The following is a 17531-nucleotide window of genomic DNA, read 5'->3' on the forward strand; positions in this document are numbered from 1 at the left end:
GGCTGCTGTGGGATTTGTACAACTCGCCGATGGCGAACTGAACTACCAACTCGATGGCCCCGAAGACGCACCGGTATTGGTGCTGTCCAACTCCCTGGGCACCGACCTGCACATGTGGGATATCCAGATCGAGGCGTTCACGAAATACTTCCGGGTGCTGCGTTTCGACACCCGAGGCCACGGCAAATCCCTGGTCACCGAAGGCCCCTACAGCATCGAGCAATTGGGCCGTGACGTATTGGCGCTGCTGGATGCGCTGGAAATCGAGCGCGCGCATTTCTGCGGGTTGTCCATGGGCGGCCTGATCGGCCAGTGGCTCGGGATCAACGCGGGTGAGCGTTTGCGCCGGTTGGTGGTATGCAACACGGCAGCGAAAATCGGCACGCCCGAGATCTGGAACCCTCGGATCGAGATGGTCCTGCGCGACGGTGCGGCAGCGATGGTTGCCCTGCGTGATGCGTCGATTGCCCGCTGGTTCACCGCCGACTTTGCCGAGGCTCATCCTGACCAGGCCAAGCTGATCACCGACATGCTGGCAGCGACCAATCCCCAAGGTTATGCCGCAAACTGCGCGGCCGTGCGCGATGCGGATTTCCGTGAGCAACTGCCATCGATCAAGGCGCCGACCCTGGTGATTGCCGGCAGCGAAGACGCGGTCACGCCGCCGTCCGGTGGACACTTTATCCAGGAGCACGTGAAGGGCGCTGAGTACGCCGAGTTCTACGCCGCGCACCTGTCCAACGTACAGGCCGGCGCGGCGTTCAGCGACCGTGTGCTGGAATTTCTGTTAGCCCGCTGAGTATCGCCACAGGTTATGTGCCTGTCGTCAACGTTGCATGAGGAGCTTTTTGTGGACGAGAAACAACGTTATGCCGACGGCCTGCAAGTGCGCCGTGAAGTGCTGGGGGACGCCCACGTCGACCGCAGCCTCAACGCCCTGACCGAATTCAACAGCGAGTTCCAGGAAATGATCACCCGCCACGCCTGGGGTGATATCTGGACCCGCCCGGGCCTGCCGCGGCATACCCGCAGCCTGATCACCATCGCCATGCTCATCGGCATGAACCGCAGCGAAGAGCTGAAGCTGCACCTGCGGGCCGCCGCGAGCAACGGCGTGACCCGCGCCGAGATCAAGGAAGTGCTGATGCAGAGCGCGATCTATTGCGGGATCCCGGCGGCGAATGCGACGTTTCATTTGGCTGAGTCGGTGTGGGATGAGTTGGGGGTCGAATCGCGCGATCCAGCCTGATTGAACCCCCGCAGGACGCTTCTGCTATGTGTACTGGGTGCGTAACGGGCGTCCCATTTCCTCTCGGAGAGCATTTTCCGTAAAGGGCTTGGGATTGGTTGTCGTGGGTTCGGTTGATCGATGATTGTCGAAGTCAAAAGGCAGCGCAACCGTAGGCAGGCCTACAGCTTGCCGTTCGGCGTTGGGTTCGCCGCCGGGGTTCTCCGGGATGCCGGTATCGCCTTCGAGAAAGGTTCCCGTGGCACCGTTATAGGCATGGGCCATTTCATGGTAGAGGGCGTTGACTGGGGCGCTGTCTTCATCCAGTGAGTAGGAGGGGTTGTAGTGTATTTCCCCGCCTGTAGCGACCGCGCCGCGCTGATTATGGGTGATGTAGCCCCGGGCTGCGGGCTCTAGCGTTTCAAGGGTATTGCCGGCTGCCAAGTGGTTGCGAACAGCCGTGTTGTTGAAAAAGTAACGACCGTTATCCTCAGAAAACTCAATGATGCGAACGGGCGCATCGTTTTGCTGAGCCTTGGCGTCGGCGGTACTGAGCATCTTCTTGCCCTGCATAGACATTCTCAGCAGTTCCATATCGTCTTCTACCTGTTGTTTGAACTCGGTAGAGCCTTCAACGATATAGCCACTTTTACCCGCCTCACTGGGTTGTGTGTGAACAAGTGTGGAACCTGGGGTGCGATGAATCTGGTCCGAAGGCTTGGCGTAAATAACGGTGTCATCGTTGTCGGACCTGACAATGTTCTTGTCGCGGCCGGTATAAACCGTGGCGGGGCCGTGAGTGACAATCAGGTTTTCACCTTTGCCTCCGTGCATGACCGCCGGAATGTTTGTGTCATTGCGGGTGACAATCATGAAGTCGTGGCCATCACCGCCGTCCATGAGCAGGCGGCGCTCAGGGAGGCCTTGGCCTGCCTGCATGCGATCGTTGCCGTTATTGCCTTTGAGGATGCTGTTGCCTGAGCCTGCGATCAGCAGGTCATCGCCATCATCGCCCATCGCGATGCCATTGCCGCTCCCGAGTTTGAGCCTGTCGTTACCTGCACCGCCGTATAGCCGGGTATTGCCGGAGCCCGCCTGGGCGTAATCGTCACCAGCGCCCAACTCAATGCGAATATCGTTATCAACCTGTGGATCGATCAGCACGCAATCGTTGCCGCCATTGGTTCTGATCCGCAGTGGTTGGGTTTCACTGCCATCAGGGGAACGAAGCAGGTTCAGTTGATAGGGCGTGTTGTTGATGATGGCGATCAGATTGTTGTCCGGACTTTTTTTGATGACCACCTTGTCGTCGTGATTGGCGGTCTCGATGATGAATTCGTTACCGGCAGCGCCTACAGGCTTCCCGCCTTTGCTGACGTAGGTGATTTCCTGGTAAATCTTCACATTCTGGTCATGACGCAATATGTCGGTGTTGGTGTATTTTTTTTCGTTTTTGTCGAGGGGGTTCTGATCCGCGGCGAGCTTGGAAAGGGAAGAGAAATACATGAAATCCAGGGGTCTGTCGTGACCGATATACCGGGATGATTTGCTGGTGACTACGACGGGGGCCTGCACAGAGGGAGCAGTGGAAGCCGCTGGCAGGGGCGATGTCGACAGTTGATTAAAGGCAGGCGAAACCAATAGCGAAGGCGTGTTCATGGGGGTATCTCATCGCGAATATACCCCAGTGTGTGGTGCGGGTTGAGCGTGGGTTCCCCTGTCGGTCGAGCTTGGACAGGGGCAAATGTTACCTGCTGTCACGCAGGTGATTAATGAGCGTCAGCGTCCCACACCCAATTCCACACCCCCGGCAGATGCACCACTTCGTCGGCGCTCTTCACCGTGCGGGCCATGGCGGCTCGCTGCAAGGTTGCCCGGTCGGTATAGAACGGCTGCTGAGCGACCGGCACGCCGTTGATGCGCGCGCTGTCCATCAGGATTTGCAGGTATTCCTTCAAGTGCCAGGCGGTGTAGCGGTTGATGTCGTGGAAGGTCACCACCACCGGGATCACGCCGTCCACCGTCGGCAACTCATCCCGGGCGATGCGTTCGCGCAGTACTGACAGTTGGCGTATCAGGTTTTCCCGTCGGCGGGGGCTGCCATTGAACACCCAGATCACCCCATCGTTTGCACTCAGGTCTGTCAGCAGTACATGCATGCCGTGCTGCTGATAGGCGGCGAAGGTGCGCTTGTCGTAGTTCCAGAACGGCGGGCGTACCAGCGTGGGCGGCTGGCCGGTGATGGATTCGAGGGTCGACGAGCCCAGGCTGAGGTAGTGTTCCAGCTCAGCGGGATTCTGCGAGCGATGATTGCTATGCCATGGGGTCGCGGTGTGGAAGCCCAGGATATGACCCGCCGCGTATTCGCGTTCCATGGTCTTGCGACCTCGCGGGTTGCCGCCGGAGCGGGGCGCCTCGGTCTGCAAAAAGAACACCGCCTTGATCCCCGGTTGTATCGGGTTGTTCGCCAGGTCCGCCATCACCGAGCGGCTGGGGTTCATGAAACCCGAGGCGCTGGGGCCGTCGTCGAAGGTCAGCAAAAAACGGATCGGCGCTTCGGTTTGCAGGCGTCGTTCGGTTTGCGGTGTCAGCGCCAAGGGCGGGCCGATGCAGCCGCTTAGACTCAGGGCCAAGGCTAATGCGGCCGATACGATGGCAAAGTGTTTCATGGAGGACTCGAAAGACGTTGGCTGCTGGGGCGGGTCATCCATGACACGCGCGCACCATACAGCAAGTCTGTCGAGGCTTTACAGCAGGCTTATCGGGTAACTGACGATCAACCGGTTTTCATCAAACTCATTGTTGTTGTAATCCCTGCGCATGCTGGAATTGCGCAGGCGCACATTGAGGTTCTTCAATGTTCCGCTCTGCACAACGTAGGCCACTTCAGTTTCCCGTCCCCATTCCTTACCGTCAGTCACCGTGCCGCTGTGTACGTTACTGCCGCTGATATAGCGGTTCATCAGTGTCAGGCCCGGCACGCCAAGGGCGGCGAAGTTGTAGTCATGGCGCACCTGCCAGGATTTTTCCTGGGCATTGTCGTAGCTGGAGTTGTAGCTGTCGTTGGCCAGGGTGCCGCCGCTGGTGCCGTTGACGCGCATCCAGGCACTGTTGCCGGTGAGCTTTTGCAGGCCGACGTAGAAGGTGTTGCCGCCGTATCGAGCCGAGAACAATCCGGACCAGGTCTTGTTGTCGAGGTCACCGGCGCGGGCGCTGCCGTCGTCCTTGCCATAGAAGAACCCGAGGTTGGCGCCCAGGGTCCAGTCGCCTACGGGCTGGCTGTGGATCAGGTTCAAGTATTGCTGGCTGTAGATGTCCTTGAGCTGCGCGTTCCACACGCCGATCTGGGTGCGTTTGTCGTTGAAGGCATACTCGCCGCCCTGGAAGTTGAAACGGTCGGAAGTAAACGCGGTTTTCCCGAACATCGACATGTCGGTCATGCTGCTGTCGTCGCGCGGGCTGTTGGCGCGGAACTGGCCGCCGTACAGGGTGAGGCCGTCGATTTCTTTGGAGGTGATTTGCCCGCCGCGCAGGGTTTGCGGGAGCGAGCGGCCATCGTCCGAACGCAGGATTGGCAGCACCGGCATCCATTCGCCGACCTTCACTTCCGTCTTCGAAATTCGCGCCTTGAATGCCACGCCCAAACGCCCGAATTCATCCGCAGGGCGGCCGTCGTGGTCCAGCGGCAACAGCTGGGTGCCACCGGTGCCGCGCCCGCCATCAAGCTTCAATGAGTACAGCCCCAGTACATCCACACCGAAACCTACGGTGCCCTGGGTAAAGCCCGACTTGGCGTCGAGAATGAAACTTTGCGTCCACTCCTGCGCGCCGCCCTGGGTTTTGGTGGGGTTGGTGTAATTGCGATTGAAGAAGAAATTACGCAGGTTGAGGTTGGCGCTGGCGTCTTCCAGAAAGCCGTGTTCTTCAGCGACGACGGGGAGGGCAAGGCTGGCGACAGCGGTTGCCAGCAAGAGCCGGCGCGGGTTGAAAGTGCTCATGGTGTTGGACCTGTTGTTATTGGGGTTATGCAGGTGGCGGCCATGGTGCGGGGCAGTATGGGGGCGATGAAAGTGGGGGAAAGCGGGTTGTGGGCGATGATCGAACGCAAAGTAGGGGCGTAAAAAAACCGCTTCCTGTGAGGGAAGCGGTTTTTGTTTACTGCGCCACTATCAGAACAACTTCAAGGGCGGCGCTTCTTCTTTCAACGGTTCGTTCTTCGCGGTTTGTTCGTTCCAGCCACCACCGAGGGCCTTGTACAGGTTGACCTCGCTGTTGAGCTGCGCCAGGCGATCGGTGATCAGCGATTGCTGGGCACTGAACAGTTGGCGCTGGGCATCGAGGAACGTCAGGTTGCTGTCGACACCAATGCGGTAGCGACGCTCGGCCAGGCGGTAGTAATCCTGGTTGGCCGCGACGAAGCCACGTTGGGCGTCCAGTTGCTGCTTGTAGGTCTCACGGGCGGCGAGGCCGTCGGAGACTTCCTGGAAGCCGGTCTGGATCGCTTTCTCGTAGTTGGCGACGTTGATCTCTTTCTGGATTTTCGAGTAATCGAGGCTGGCGCGCAGGCTGCCGGCGTTGAAGATCGGGATGTTGATCTGCGGTGCAAACGACCAGGTGCCCGAGCCGCCCTTGAACAGGCCGCCCAGGGTCGGGCTTGCGGTGCCGGCGCTGGCGGTCAGGCTGATGCTCGGGAAGAACGCCGCCCGTGCGGCGCCGATGTTGGCGTTGGCCGCCTTGAGGTTGTACTCGGCCTGCAGGATGTCGGGGCGACGTTGCAGAAGGTCTGATGGCAGGCCGGCCGGTACTTCGCTCAACAGGTCATCAGCCAATGGCCGGCTGGCGATGTTTGCCGGCAGGCCGGTGCCCAGCAGCAGGGTCAGGTTGTTTTCGTCCTGAGCCACCTGGCGGGTATAGCGCGCCAGTGCAACCCGGGCGTTTTCCACCGAGGTGCGGGCCTGGCTCAAGTCCAGGGCCGACGCCACGCCGACTTCGTTGCTGCGCGAGGTGAGCTTGTAGCTCTGTTCGAACGCACCGAGGGTGTCCTGGGTGAGCTTGAGCAGTTCCTTGTCGGCCTGCCAGGTCAGGTAGGCATTGGCCACGCTGGCCACCAGGCTGATCTGGGTCGTGCGACGCGCTTCTTCAGTGGCGAAGTATTGTTGCAGCGCTTGTTCGCTCAGGCTACGGACGCGGCCGAACAGGTCCAGCTCATAAGAGCTGATCCCGAGGCCAGCCGAGTACTGACTGGAGATGGTCGATTCGCCGGTCTGCGACAGCTTGGCCGGGGTACGCGAGCGGCTGCCGCTGCCCGTGGCCGAGATTGCCGGGAACAGGTCGGCACGCTGGATCTGGTACTGCGCGGCATACGCGTCGATGTTCAGGGCCGCGACACGCAGGTCGCGGTTGTTCACCAGTGCAGTCTGGATCAGCTGTTGCAGGGCAGGGTCATGGAAAAACTGCTTCCAGCCTTGCTCGGCAGCGGCCTGGCCAGGCGCCTGGGCCGACGAATACGCCGGCCCCTGCGGGAACTGCGCGGCTACCGGCGCTTCAGGGCGCTGGTAGTCCGGGATCAGCGAGCAGCCACTGAGCACGAATGCCGTGACGGCTAAGGAAAGTAGCGACTTGCTCATTGGCCAGCCTCTTTAGGAGTTTGCTTGGTTTCAGTCTTTTTACGCTCGCCAGCGGAGGACACGGTTGCGAAGAACAGGGGTACCCAGAAGATCGCGAGGACCGTGGCGGTGATCATACCGCCAATTACGCCCGTACCGATGGCGTGCTGGCTACCTGAGCCTGCACCGGTGGAAATCGCCAGGGGCAGTACGCCGAGCATGAACGCCATGGACGTCATGATGATCGGTCGCAGACGCATGCGGGATGCCTCGATGGCCGACTCGACGATGCCTTTGCCCTGTTCGTGGAGCTCTTTGGCGAACTCCACGATCAGGATGGCGTTTTTCGCTGCCAGACCCACCGTCACCAACAGGCCCACCTGGAAGAACACGTCGTTGGACAGTCCCCGCAGGCTGGTGGCGATCAACGCACCGATCACACCCAGTGGTACAACCAGAATCACCGCAATCGGGATCGACCAGCTTTCGTACAGTGCCGCAAGGCAGAGGAACACCACCAGCAGGGACAGGGCGTACAGCGCAGGTGCCTGGGAGCCGGAGAGGCGTTCTTCGTACGACAGGCCGGTCCACGAGTAACCGACACCGGCCGGCAGGTCCTTGGCAATGCGTTCGACTTCCGCCATCGCATCACCGGTACTGTAGCCAGGTGCCGGGGTACCGAGGATTTCCATCGCCGCCACACCGTTATAGCGCGAGAGTTTCGGCGAACCGAAGATCCACTTGCCCGAAGAGATGGCCGACAGCGGCACCATCTTCCCGGACGTGCTGCGTACGTACCATTTGCTCAGGTCTTCCGGAGACATCCGGCTGGCGGCGTCACCCTGTACATACACCTTCTTCACACGACCACGGTCGATGAAGTCGTTGATGTAGCTGCCACCCAAGGCGATTGCCAGAGTCTGCTGGATGTCTGCCAGGCTGATGCCCTGGGCGCTGGCCTTCTCGTCGTCAACGGTCAGCTCGTACTGCGGCTCATCGTTCACGCCGTTGGGGCGCACGCCCGCCAGGATCTTGCTTTGTGCCGCGGCACCCAGGAACTGGTTACGCGCATCCATCAACTTCTGGTGGCCGACGCCGCCCTGGTCTTGCAGGAACACGTCGAAACCGGTGGCGTTACCCAGTTCAAGTACCGACGGTGGCACCACGGCAAATACCATGGCGTCCTTGAAGGCCCCGAAGAAGTAACCCTGGGCACGCTTGGCAACCTCAAATACCGACTGGGTCGAGTCACGCTCGTCCCACGGCTTGAGCATCACGAACGCGAGGCCCGAGCTCTGGCCACGACCGGCGAAGTTGAAGCCGTTTACGGTAAACACCGATTTGACAGCCTTGCCTTCGCCTGGCTCGCCTTCCTTGTCGTTCAACAGGTAGGCGCGCATATCGTCGATGACTTTCTGCGTACGTTCAGCCGAAGAACCCACCGGCGTTTGTACCTGGGCAAAGATCACGCCCTGGTCTTCCTCCGGGAGGAACGCGCTTGGAATGCGGGTGAACATCCAGATCATGCCGGCAAGGATCAGGGCATAGACCACGAACGCCGGGAACTTGTGCTTGATCATGTTACCGACGCCGCGCTCGTAGCTCAGTACGCCACGGTCGAAGGTACGGTTGAACCAGCCGAAGAAGCCGCGCTTGGGTTGGCCGTGTTTTTCCGGGTCAATCGGCTTGAGCATGGTGGCGCACAAGGCCGGGGTGAAGATCAGGGCAACCAGTACCGACAGCGCCATCGCCGAAACGATAGTGATGGAGAACTGGCGGTAGATCACACCGGTGGAACCACCGAAGAACGCCATTGGCAGCAATACCGCCGACAACACCAGGGCGATACCCACCAGGGCCCCCTGGATCTGGCCCATGGACTTGACCGTCGCCTCCTTGGGCGACAAGTGCTCCTCGGCCATTACCCGCTCGACGTTCTCCACCACAACGATGGCATCGTCCACCAGCAAGCCGATAGCCAGGATCATGCCGAACATGGTCAGGGTGTTGATGGTGAAGCCGAACGCAGCGAGGATCCCGAAGGTACCCAGCAATACCACCGGTACGGTCATGGTGGTGATGATGGTGGCGCGGAAGTTCTGCAGGAACAGGAACATCACCAGGAACACCAGCACGATCGCTTCGACCAGGGTGTGAACCACACCGGAGATCGATTCGGTCACAACCGGCGTGGTGTCATACGGCACCACAGCCTTCATGCCAGGCGGGAAGAACGGTTCGAGGGAAGCAACCGTTTCGCGAATCGCCTTGGCGGTGTCCAGTGCGTTGGCACCGGCTGCCAGCTTGATCGCCATACCGGAAGCCGGCTTGCCGTTGAACTGTGCGCTGATGCTGTAGTTCTGGCCGCCCAGTTCGATACGCGCAACGTCACCCAGGCGAACCTGGGAGCCGTCGGTATTGACCTTCATCAGGATATTGCCGAACGCTTCAGTGGTTTGCAGACGCGTCTTGCCGATGATGGTGGCGTTCAACTGAGTGCCGGGCAGGGCAGGCAGGCCGCCGAGTTGGCCGGTGGCCACCTGGACGTTCTGCGCCTGGATGGCGTTGCTGACATCCACTGGCGTCAGCTGGTAGTTGTTCAGCTTGGCCGGGTCGAGCCAGATACGCATGGCGTACTGGGAACCGAACACCTGGAAGTCGCCCACACCGGCGGTCCGGGAAATCGGGTCCTGGATGTTGGAAACGATGTAGTTTGAGAGGTCATCCTTGGTCATGCTGCCGTCTTCCGACACCAGACCGATCACCATCAGGAAGTTCTTCACCGACTTGGTAACGCGGATACCTTGCTGCTGTACTTCTTGTGGCAGCAGCGGGGTTGCCAGGTTGAGCTTGTTCTGTACCTGAACCTGGGCGATGTCCGGGTTGGTACCCTGGTTGAACGTCGCGGTGATGGTCATGCTGCCGTCGGAGTTACTGTCCGAGGCGACATAACGCAGGTTGTCGATACCGTTGAGCTGTTGTTCGATCACCTGAACCACGGTGTCCTGCACGGTTTGTGCAGACGCGCCCGGGTAGGTCACCTGGATATCAATGGCGGTTGGCGCAATGGCCGGGTACTGGTTGATGGGCAACTTCAGGATCGACAGTGCCCCGACCAGCATGATCACCAGGGCAATTACCCAGGCGAAAATGGGACGGTCGATAAAAAATTTCGACATGAATTACTCCCCTTGACCAGCAGCGGCAGCAGGAGCAGCAGCGGAACCGGCGGGTTTGGCGTTATCAGCGTCCTTGACCTTGACTTCGATGCCCGGCTTGATGAATTGCAGGCCTTCGGTGATCACACGGTCACCGGCGTCCAGGCCTTTTTCCACCAGCCAGTAGGCGCCGGTAGTGCGGTTGGCCACCAGTACACGTTGCTCGACCTTGTTGTCCTTGTTCACCACCAGCGCGGTCGGGATGCCCTTCAGGTCGCGGGTCACGCCTTGCTGTGGTGCCAGGATGGCCTTGCTGTTCACACCGGCTTGCAGCTGCGCGTGGACAAACATGCCCGGCAGCAGGGTGTGGTCAGGGTTCGGGAACACGGCACGCAGGGTCACGGAACCGGTGGTTTCGTCGACCGAGACTTCGGAGAATTCCAGCTTGCCTTCCACGCCGTAGGCGGTGCCGTCTTCCAGGGTCAGCTTGACCTTGGCCGCGTTTTCGCCGGCTTTTTCCAACTGGCCGCTTTCCAAGTCACGACGCAGTTTCAGCATCTCGGCAGAGGACTGCGTGACGTCGACGTAGATCGGGTCCAGTTGCTGGATCACTGCCATGGCGTCGGTCTGGCCGTTGCTGACCAGCGCGCCTTCGGTGACCGAAGAGCGACCGATACGCCCGGAGATCGGGGCAAACACCTTGGTGTAGCGCACGTTGATCTGGGCCGTTTGCACATTGGCTTCAGAGGTCATGCGGTTGGACACGGCGGTGTCGTATTCCTGGCGGCTGACGGCTTGCTCATCGACCAATTGCTTGTAGCGATCGGCAATCGACTTGGTCTGGGCGAGGTTGGCCTGGGCGCTTTTCAGGGAGGCGTCATACACCGACGGATCGATCTGATAGAGCTGCTGGCCTTCCTTGACGTCGCCCCCTTCCTTGAACAGACGCTTGAGAATGATGCCGTTGACCTGAGGGCGAACCTCGGCAATGCGATAGGCCGTGGTGCGGCCTGGCAGCTCGGATGTCAGGGTAAAGGCTTGAGGTTGAATAGTGACCACGCCGACCTGAGGGGTTTGAGCGGGCGGAGCCGCTTCTTCCTTTTTACATCCGCTGAGCAGCGATGCCAGGGCGACGGCAGTAACCAGGGCGGTAACAGCTGGCTTAAGTTGCATGAAGATCCTCGGGTCAGGCGCGCAGGGTGCGCACAAGAAGTGTGGAAGGGTAAAAAACAGGCACTGAGTAGATAAGTAGCTTGCTACGCAATATACTTACGTTCATGGTTGTTTGTAAACTCTTGACAGGCTTCGCGGAATGTTGACAAAGCAGCGTCCAAAGCCTCGATTCTAGTACGTTCGGCGCCCATGAAGGCGTCGTCCCACAATTATTCAGATGATGGTTACCGGCTCCAGAATTGCCGTTACCTATCACCCCAGGATTTCTGATTGAGGTTTTACTGCCATGGTTCGTCGTACCAAAGAGGAAGCTCAGGAAACGCGTAGCCAGATTCTTGAAGCGGCCGAGCAGGCCTTCTACGAGCGCGGGGTTGCGCGTACCACACTGGCGGATATAGCCACTCTGGCAGGCGTGACGCGCGGTGCCATCTACTGGCATTTCAGCAACAAGGCCGATCTGGTGCAGGCGATGCTCGATACGCTGCATGAGCCGCTGGATGAATTGGCCAGGGCCAGTGAGAGCGAGGACGAGGTCGATCCGCTGGGTTGCATGCGCAAGCTGCTGATTCATCTGTTCCATCAAGTGGCCCTGGACCCGAAGACCCGGCGCATCAATGAGATTTTGTTTCATAAGTGCGAATTCACCGATGAAATGTGTGATCTGCGCCGTCAGCGCCAGACCGCCAGCCTTGAATGCAACCTGCGCATCGGGCTGACCCTGCGTAACGCGGTCCATCGCGGGCAGCTTCCGGAGAATCTCGACACCGTACGTGCGGCGGTGTGCATGCATGCCTATATCGACGGAATTCTCGGCCAATGGCTGCTGGTACCCGACAGTTTTCAGTTGGCCCAGGACGCAGAGCGGTGGGTTGATATCGCGTTGGACATGCTGCGCTTGAGCCCTGGCCTGCGCAATTAAGACAAAATGCGTAATTGCGACCAGTTGTGTCAACAATAAAGACCAAGGGTAGGTCAACCGGACTTTTCCCTGATTTTGTGGGGTGACTTTATATACGGGCTGGCGGGTGGTTGATAGGTAGTTGGCTAAGTATTTTGTAGCAATATTGTTGCAAGGCTGTGAAGGAATGTTTCCCGCCGCCCATAAAAAAGCCCCGGCTCTCGCAAGCCGGGGCTTTTTCGTTTCAGCAGATCAGAGTGCCAGGGTTGGATAGTCGATGTAGCCGACCGGGCCTTTGGCGTAGAACGTCTCTGGGTGTGCTTCGTTCAGCGGCGCATCGGCCTTCAGGCGAGCGGGCAGGTCCGGGTTGGCGATGAACGGCACGCCAAACGCTACGGCGTCGGCTTTGCCGGAGGCCAGCCAGGCGTTGGCGCTGTCCTTGGTGAAGCGTTCGTTGGCGATGTACGGGCCGCCAAAGGCCGCTTTCAGTTGTGGGCCGAGGCTGTCGCCCGCTTCCTTTTCACGGGAGCAGATGAACGCGATGCCACGCTTGCCCAGCTCTTTGGCGACGTAGGTGAAGGTTTCCGACAGGTTGGCGTCGCCCATGTCGTGTGCGTCGGCGCGTGGTGCCAGGTGCACACCGACACGACCGGCGCCCCAGACTTCAATCACTGCGTCAGTGACTTCGAGCAGCAAGCGAGCGCGGTTTTCCAGGGAGCCACCGTAGTTGTCGGTGCGCTGGTTGGTGCTGCTTTGCAGGAACTGGTCGAGCAGGTAGCCGTTCGCACCGTGGACTTCGACGCCGTCAAAGCCGGCGGCCTTGGCGTTCTCGGCACCTACGCGGTAGGCATCGACGATGTCGGCGATTTCAGCGATTTCCAGGGCGCGCGGGGTAGGGTAGTCGGCCAGCGGGCGCACCAGGCTGACGTGGCCCTTGGCCGCAATGGCGCTTGGGGCAACCGGTGCTTCTCCGTCCAGGTACGACTCGTGGGAGATCCGGCCTACGTGCCACAGTTGCAGGAAGATCTTGCCGCCCGCACCGTGCACGGCTTTGGTCACATTGGCCCAGCCGCGAACCTGGTCGTTGGACCAGATGCCCGGGGTGTCCGGGTAACCCACGCCCATTGGCGTGACGGAAGTGGCTTCGCTGAGGATCAGACCGGCGGAAGCGCGTTGTACGTAGTACTCAGCCATCAGCGCATTGGGCACGCGACCGGCATCGGCACGGCAGCGGGTCAGCGGCGCCATGATGATACGGTTCGACAGTTCCAGGTCGCCCAGCTTGATTGGATCGAAAATAGTCGTCATGGGATAACACCCTTCTCTTTAGTTGATCAGTTAGTCGCGGGGGCCAGGTCGGCATCGCCGGTCTGACGGAAAGTAATCAGGGTCACCAGCAGTGCGAGCACCGCCAGTGCTGCAGCGGCCAGGGGCACGCTGGTCAGGCCGAAGCCATGGGCAATCACACTGCCGCCTACCCAGGCGCCGAGGGCGTTGCCGATGTTGAAGGCGCCGATGTTCAAGGTGGACACCAGGTTCGGTGCCGCCTTGCCGAAGGTCACCACGTTGATTTGCAGCGCCGGTACGGCGGCAAACGAGGCGGTGGCCCAGAGGAACAGGGTGATTTCAGTCGGGATCACGGCGACGCTGGTCCAGGTCAGTACCGTGGAGACCACCGCCATGCTGATGAACACGCCGATCAGGGTGGCAGCCAGGCGCTTGTCGGCCAGCTTGCCGCCGATGATGTTGCCGACGGTCAGGCCCAGGCCGATCAGCAGCAGGGTCCAGGTCACGCCTTTGGGCGAGACGCCAGTGACATCCCCCAGCAGCGGCGCGACGTAGGTGAAGAGGGTGAACATCGAGGCAGCGAACAGCGCGGTCATGCTCAGTGACAGCCAGATGCCGGCGCCTTTGAGCGCTCTCAGCTCGGCGCGCATGTCGAGTTTTTCCTCGTCACGCTTGGCCGGCAGGAAGCGGATCAGGCCGATCAGGGCGATTACCCCAATCACCGTCACTGCCCAGAAGGTCGAGCGCCAGCCAGCTTCCTGACCCAGCGCGGTGCCCAGCGGTACGCCGAGCACGTTGGCCAGGGTCAAGCCGGTGAACATCAGTGCCACGGCCGATGCACGCTTGTTGGCCGGCACCAGGTTGGCAGCGACCACCGAACCGATGCCAAAGAAGGCACCGTGGCACAGCGCGGTGACCACACGGGCAAACATCAGCACGTTGTAGTCACTGGCCAGGGCGCAGAGCAGGTTGCCGACGATGAAGATGCCCATCAACGCTACCAGGGCGGCCTTGCGCGGCAGCTTGGCGGTGGCCAGTGCCATGAACGGCGCACCGATGGCCACGCCCAGGGCGTAACCGGTCACCAGCCAGCCGGCGCCGGGAATCGATACACCAAGGTCGGCCGCCACATCGGGCAACAGGCCCATGATGACGAACTCGGTGGTACCGATGGCGAAGGCGCTTAAGGCCAGGATGAGTAGCGAGAGAGGCATGGGTGAGTCCTTGTTACAGCGGTGCGCTGAGTTCTTCGGTGAGCGCTTTGAGGAAGGCTTGGATCACGTCCTCATTGCGTTTGAAAAAGTGCCATTGGCCGGCCTTCTGGCTGCTGATCAGCCCCGCCCGTTGCAGGTTCGCCAGGTGCGCCGAGACGGTGGACTGGGACAGCCCGCAGCGCTGGTCGATCTGCCCGGCGCAAATGCCATGCTCGTGGTGGTGGATCTGATCGGGGAATTGCGTCTTAGGGTCTTTCAGCCAGTTGAGGATGTCTCGCCGTACTGGGTGCGCCAGGGCTTTTATTATTTCGTCGAGGTCGATGGACATGGCAGTGATGCTCGGGTTTGTAAAACGTTATATCGCGATGAGGCGAACTTTAAATCGTTATATCACGATACACCAATATGATTTTGGTCTTAAGCCAGACTGAATCGGTATATCGGGTTATAACGATACGTTGACGGCAGTGCTAAACTGCGCGCCATGAATTATCTCGCACATCTGCACCTCGGCGGCCAACTTCCTGCTCAATTGCTCGGCAGCCTGTATGGCGACTTTGTTAAAGGTCGCCTGCAAGGCCAGTTCAGTCCGCAAATCGAGTCGGCGATTCAGTTGCATCGCTCAATTGATCGCTACACCGACAGTCATCCGCTGATCGGGGAGGCGCTGTCGCGCTTCACCCTCACCCGGCGCCGCTATGCCGGGATTGTCCTCGATGTGTTTTTCGACCACTGCCTGGCGCGGGATTGGGCGTTATATGCCGATCAGCCACTGGAGCGTTTTACCTCCCGGGTTTACCGGGTGCTCGCCGAAGAGCCAGCGCTGCCGGGGCGGCTGGCGCAGATTGCGCCGTACATGGCGGCGGATGACTGGCTGGGTTCGTATCGGGAATTTGCGGTGATGGAGCAGGTACTGCGGGGAATTGGCCGGCGCCTGACACGGCCCGAAGAACTGGGCCATGCCATGCAGGAATTACGAGCGCTGTACGAGCCGTTGAGCGAGGACTTTCGGGTGTTTTACCCAGAACTGCAGCGGTTCTCAAATAGCCAGTTGGCAATACAACTATAAATGTGGGAGCGGGCTTGCTCGCGAAAGCGGTGGGTCAGCTAATGAATCTGCTGACTGATGCACCGCCTTCGCGAGCAAGCCCGCTCCCACATTTTTCACCGTGCTCGCTTTAGGCCGCGAATGCTGGCCGCGCTGGCATTTGCTCAGCTTCTGGAAGGGGGCCAAACAACGCCTTCTGCACCGCCTGCTGCGCCTGGAACGCCAGCGCCGCACGTTCCTGCCCGGCGCAGGCAATCGGCTTGAGCAGATGAATTTCCACATCGCCCTGATCATTGCCAAACAACCGCATCAGGTGCGAGAGCAAATCATCATCGCCAATGAACGGTGCCAGCGGGTCGATTTTGCCGTCGCGCAGATAACGAATCGCCACCGGTTGCAACGATACGTCGGCATCAATCGCACTGGCCAATAACCGCCCGTGGAACGTACGCAGTGTGCGGCCGTCGGTGGTGGTGCCTTCCGGGAACATCAACAGCGGGTGTTTTTGTTCCAGGTGACGCGTCATCTGTTTGCGGATCAACTGGCTGTCACCTGAACCACGACGGATAAACAGGCTGCCGGCCTTGGCTGCCAACCAGCCCGCCACCGGCCAAGTGCGTACCTCGGCCTTGGACAGGAACGACATCGGCGCCACCATCCCCAGCAGCGGAATGTCGGTCCACGACACATGGTTGCTGACCCACAACATGGACTGCTGCGGCAACTCACCGTGAACGGTTACGCGAAAGGGCAGGGCGTTGGTCAACCTCGCCATGAAAAAACGCGACCAGCGCTGACGCCGCACCATCGAGTTGGCCACCCCCAAACGTTCAAATACGCCAAACACACTGGCCATGGTCAAACCCAGGGCCACCACTACCAGCACGCGAGCAATTCGCCCGTACACCCGAAGGCGGCTCATCACATGGCTGCCTTGAAGTGGCGGGCATAACGCGGGCACAGTTCGTCGCGCTTGAGCAGGATGAACACGTCGGCGACCTGGAAGTCTTCGTCCCAGCAGGGTTCGCCGCAAATCTTCGCGCCCAGGCGCATGTAGGCCTTGAGCAGGGGCGGCATTTCAGCGATGACGTTGGATGGCAGGTCCAGCGCTGGCAGTGGCTTTTTCGGCTCGGCCCGCAGGTGTTCGTTGCACAGGTAGCGTTCGCGCAGGCGCTGCATGATCGCGTGGGCCTGGATGCCGCCGTCGTGCATCGGGATGCTCGCGCAGCCCATCAGGTAGCTGTAGCCGCCCTGGTTGAGCACTTCGGCCAACTCGCCCCACAACACCGCGATGGTGCCACCGTTGCGGTAGGCGGGGTCGACGCAGGTGCGGCCGATTTCCAGGATCGGGCCTTTGAGGTGCAGCAGGCCGTGGAGGCTGAATTCTTCTTCACTGTAGAAGCGGCCCAGGGTGCTGGCGGCCTGGTGGTCGAGCAAACGGGTGGTGGCGACGAGTCGACCGCTGTTCAAATCCCGCACGCCGATGTGGCTGCAGTGAACATCATAGTCATCCATGTCCAGGCCCAGTTCAGCGCCTTTCAGCTTGGCGTGGAATTCGCCGCTGAACACGTTGAAGCGCAGGGCCTGGGCTTCCTGCAAAGCCTGAGCGCCGATCAGGCGTTCGGCTTGCAGGCGGCGTTCATTGCCGGTGTCGCTGATGCGGGCGATCTGAGTCATGGCGAGTCTCCGAGTGCCGGCCAGGGTTGCGGCCGGTCGACTTGTTTGTGCCATGTCAGGCTATGTAGGGCCGGTGTCATCTCCATGAAGTTACGGTGACGCTTAGATGACAGGCGTTTCGCCGGTGGGTGCTGTGTTTTTTGTGTACATATCCGTTGCTGCGGTAACGGCTGCTTAGGGTTCCGCTCTTACAGCGGGTCACTTTTGGCAAACGCCCCAAAAGTAACCAAAAGGTCTTTGCC

At 60.2% G+C, this 17531-nt stretch carries 15 protein-coding genes; 4 read left to right on the top strand and 11 right to left on the bottom strand.

Features of this window, described 5'->3' with window-relative positions; all coding sequences use genetic code 11:
• Positions 1-7: 7 nt before the first annotated feature.
• Both pcaD and pcaC read left to right on the top strand, forming a co-directional pair.
• On the top strand, positions 8-799 hold the full coding sequence (gene pcaD, locus K0H47_RS17065) for a 3-oxoadipate enol-lactonase (RefSeq protein ID WP_063032784.1): 792 nt from the start codon (positions 8-10) through the stop codon (positions 797-799).
• A 51-nt stretch (positions 800-850) separates the two neighbouring features.
• Positions 851-1249 carry a 4-carboxymuconolactone decarboxylase gene (gene pcaC / locus K0H47_RS17070; protein ID WP_017479335.1) on the top strand — a complete coding sequence of 133 codons (399 nt, stop codon included), beginning with the start codon at positions 851-853 and terminating at the stop codon, positions 1247-1249.
• A 24-nt stretch (positions 1250-1273) separates the two neighbouring features.
• On the opposite strand, the gene K0H47_RS17075 is transcribed toward pcaC, so the two are convergent.
• The 6 genes from K0H47_RS17075 to K0H47_RS17100 form a co-directional block, all read right to left on the bottom strand.
• The gene (locus tag K0H47_RS17075; RefSeq protein ID WP_235616443.1) at positions 1274-2887 is read right to left on the bottom strand and encodes a M91 family zinc metallopeptidase; all 1614 of its coding nucleotides are present in this window, start codon (positions 2885-2887) and stop codon (positions 1274-1276) included.
• A gap of 110 nt (positions 2888-2997) precedes the next feature.
• Positions 2998-3897 (bottom strand): polysaccharide deacetylase family protein, encoded by a 900-nt coding sequence (locus tag K0H47_RS17080; protein WP_063032782.1) that lies wholly within the window; start codon positions 3895-3897, stop codon positions 2998-3000.
• A 78-nt stretch (positions 3898-3975) separates the two neighbouring features.
• Positions 3976-5226: an OprD family porin gene (locus K0H47_RS17085; RefSeq protein WP_063032780.1), complete on the bottom strand. Its 1251-nt coding sequence runs from the start codon at positions 5224-5226 to the stop codon at positions 3976-3978.
• Positions 5227-5397: 171 nt separating this feature from the next.
• Positions 5398-6855 (bottom strand): AdeC/AdeK/OprM family multidrug efflux complex outer membrane factor, encoded by a 1458-nt coding sequence (adeC, locus tag K0H47_RS17090; RefSeq protein WP_219273284.1) that lies wholly within the window; start codon positions 6853-6855, stop codon positions 5398-5400.
• Positions 6852-10013 carry an efflux RND transporter permease subunit gene (locus tag K0H47_RS17095; protein ID WP_063032776.1) on the bottom strand — a complete coding sequence of 1054 codons (3162 nt, stop codon included), beginning with the start codon at positions 10011-10013 and terminating at the stop codon, positions 6852-6854. Before K0H47_RS17095 ends, adeC begins: the two co-directional genes overlap by 4 nt.
• Before the next feature lie 3 nt (positions 10014-10016).
• Positions 10017-11165 carry an efflux RND transporter periplasmic adaptor subunit gene (locus K0H47_RS17100; protein WP_063032774.1) on the bottom strand — a complete coding sequence of 383 codons (1149 nt, stop codon included), beginning with the start codon at positions 11163-11165 and terminating at the stop codon, positions 10017-10019.
• A 286-nt stretch (positions 11166-11451) separates the two neighbouring features.
• Between K0H47_RS17100 and K0H47_RS17105 the strand changes: the two genes are divergently transcribed.
• Complete coding sequence (locus K0H47_RS17105) at positions 11452-12084, top strand: TetR family transcriptional regulator (protein WP_063032772.1); 633 nt, start codon at positions 11452-11454, stop codon at positions 12082-12084.
• A 231-nt stretch (positions 12085-12315) separates the two neighbouring features.
• Here K0H47_RS17105 and K0H47_RS17110 read toward each other — a convergent pair whose 3' ends face one another.
• The 3 genes from K0H47_RS17110 to K0H47_RS17120 are packed head-to-tail and all read right to left on the bottom strand — an operon-like array spanning position 12316 to position 14892.
• Positions 12316-13371: an alkene reductase gene (locus K0H47_RS17110; protein WP_017479327.1), complete on the bottom strand. Its 1056-nt coding sequence runs from the start codon at positions 13369-13371 to the stop codon at positions 12316-12318.
• A gap of 26 nt (positions 13372-13397) precedes the next feature.
• Entirely contained in the window at positions 13398-14564 is a 1167-nt protein-coding gene (locus K0H47_RS17115; protein WP_063032752.1) for an MFS transporter, read from the bottom strand.
• Between the two features lie 13 nt (positions 14565-14577).
• Positions 14578-14892: a helix-turn-helix transcriptional regulator gene (locus tag K0H47_RS17120; RefSeq protein WP_017479325.1), complete on the bottom strand. Its 315-nt coding sequence runs from the start codon at positions 14890-14892 to the stop codon at positions 14578-14580.
• A 156-nt stretch (positions 14893-15048) separates the two neighbouring features.
• Here K0H47_RS17120 and K0H47_RS17125 point away from each other — a divergent pair, with 156 nt between their 5' ends.
• Entirely contained in the window at positions 15049-15633 is a 585-nt protein-coding gene (locus K0H47_RS17125; protein ID WP_177070998.1) for an ACP phosphodiesterase, read from the top strand.
• A 109-nt stretch (positions 15634-15742) separates the two neighbouring features.
• Here K0H47_RS17125 and K0H47_RS17130 read toward each other — a convergent pair whose 3' ends face one another.
• Complete coding sequence (locus tag K0H47_RS17130) at positions 15743-16534, bottom strand: lysophospholipid acyltransferase family protein (RefSeq protein WP_017479323.1); 792 nt, start codon at positions 16532-16534, stop codon at positions 15743-15745.
• Complete coding sequence (olsB, locus tag K0H47_RS17135) at positions 16534-17289, bottom strand: L-ornithine N(alpha)-acyltransferase (protein WP_093200919.1); 756 nt, start codon at positions 17287-17289, stop codon at positions 16534-16536. Before olsB ends, K0H47_RS17130 begins: the two co-directional genes overlap by 1 nt.
• Positions 17290-17531 lie beyond the last annotated feature (242 nt).

Origin of the sequence: Pseudomonas sp. Xaverov 83 (assembly GCF_019352905.1) — a bacterium.
Taxonomy (GTDB): Bacteria; Pseudomonadota; Gammaproteobacteria; order Pseudomonadales; family Pseudomonadaceae; genus Aquipseudomonas; species Aquipseudomonas yamanorum.

Excerpts from the sequence above, each read along its gene's own strand:
- K0H47_RS17125 (WP_177070998.1), top strand. The coding sequence starts at position 15,049 with ATGAATTATCTCGCACATCTGCACCTCGGCGGCCAACTTCCTGCTCAA.
- olsB (WP_093200919.1), bottom strand. The coding sequence starts at position 17,289 with ATGACTCAGATCGCCCGCATCAGCGACACCGGCAATGAACGCCGCCTG.
- K0H47_RS17110 (WP_017479327.1), bottom strand. The coding sequence starts at position 13,371 with ATGACGACTATTTTCGATCCAATCAAGCTGGGCGACCTGGAACTGTCG.
- K0H47_RS17085 (WP_063032780.1), bottom strand. The coding sequence starts at position 5,226 with ATGAGCACTTTCAACCCGCGCCGGCTCTTGCTGGCAACCGCTGTCGCC.
- adeC (WP_219273284.1), bottom strand. The coding sequence starts at position 6,855 with ATGAGCAAGTCGCTACTTTCCTTAGCCGTCACGGCATTCGTGCTCAGT.
- K0H47_RS17115 (WP_063032752.1), bottom strand. The coding sequence starts at position 14,564 with ATGCCTCTCTCGCTACTCATCCTGGCCTTAAGCGCCTTCGCCATCGGT.
- K0H47_RS17105 (WP_063032772.1), top strand. The coding sequence starts at position 11,452 with ATGGTTCGTCGTACCAAAGAGGAAGCTCAGGAAACGCGTAGCCAGATT.
- K0H47_RS17100 (WP_063032774.1), bottom strand. The coding sequence starts at position 11,165 with ATGCAACTTAAGCCAGCTGTTACCGCCCTGGTTACTGCCGTCGCCCTG.
- K0H47_RS17120 (WP_017479325.1), bottom strand. The coding sequence starts at position 14,892 with ATGTCCATCGACCTCGACGAAATAATAAAAGCCCTGGCGCACCCAGTA.
- K0H47_RS17075 (WP_235616443.1), bottom strand. The coding sequence starts at position 2,887 with ATGAACACGCCTTCGCTATTGGTTTCGCCTGCCTTTAATCAACTGTCG.
- K0H47_RS17130 (WP_017479323.1), bottom strand. The coding sequence starts at position 16,534 with ATGAGCCGCCTTCGGGTGTACGGGCGAATTGCTCGCGTGCTGGTAGTG.
- K0H47_RS17095 (WP_063032776.1), bottom strand. The coding sequence starts at position 10,013 with ATGTCGAAATTTTTTATCGACCGTCCCATTTTCGCCTGGGTAATTGCC.
- K0H47_RS17080 (WP_063032782.1), bottom strand. The coding sequence starts at position 3,897 with ATGAAACACTTTGCCATCGTATCGGCCGCATTAGCCTTGGCCCTGAGT.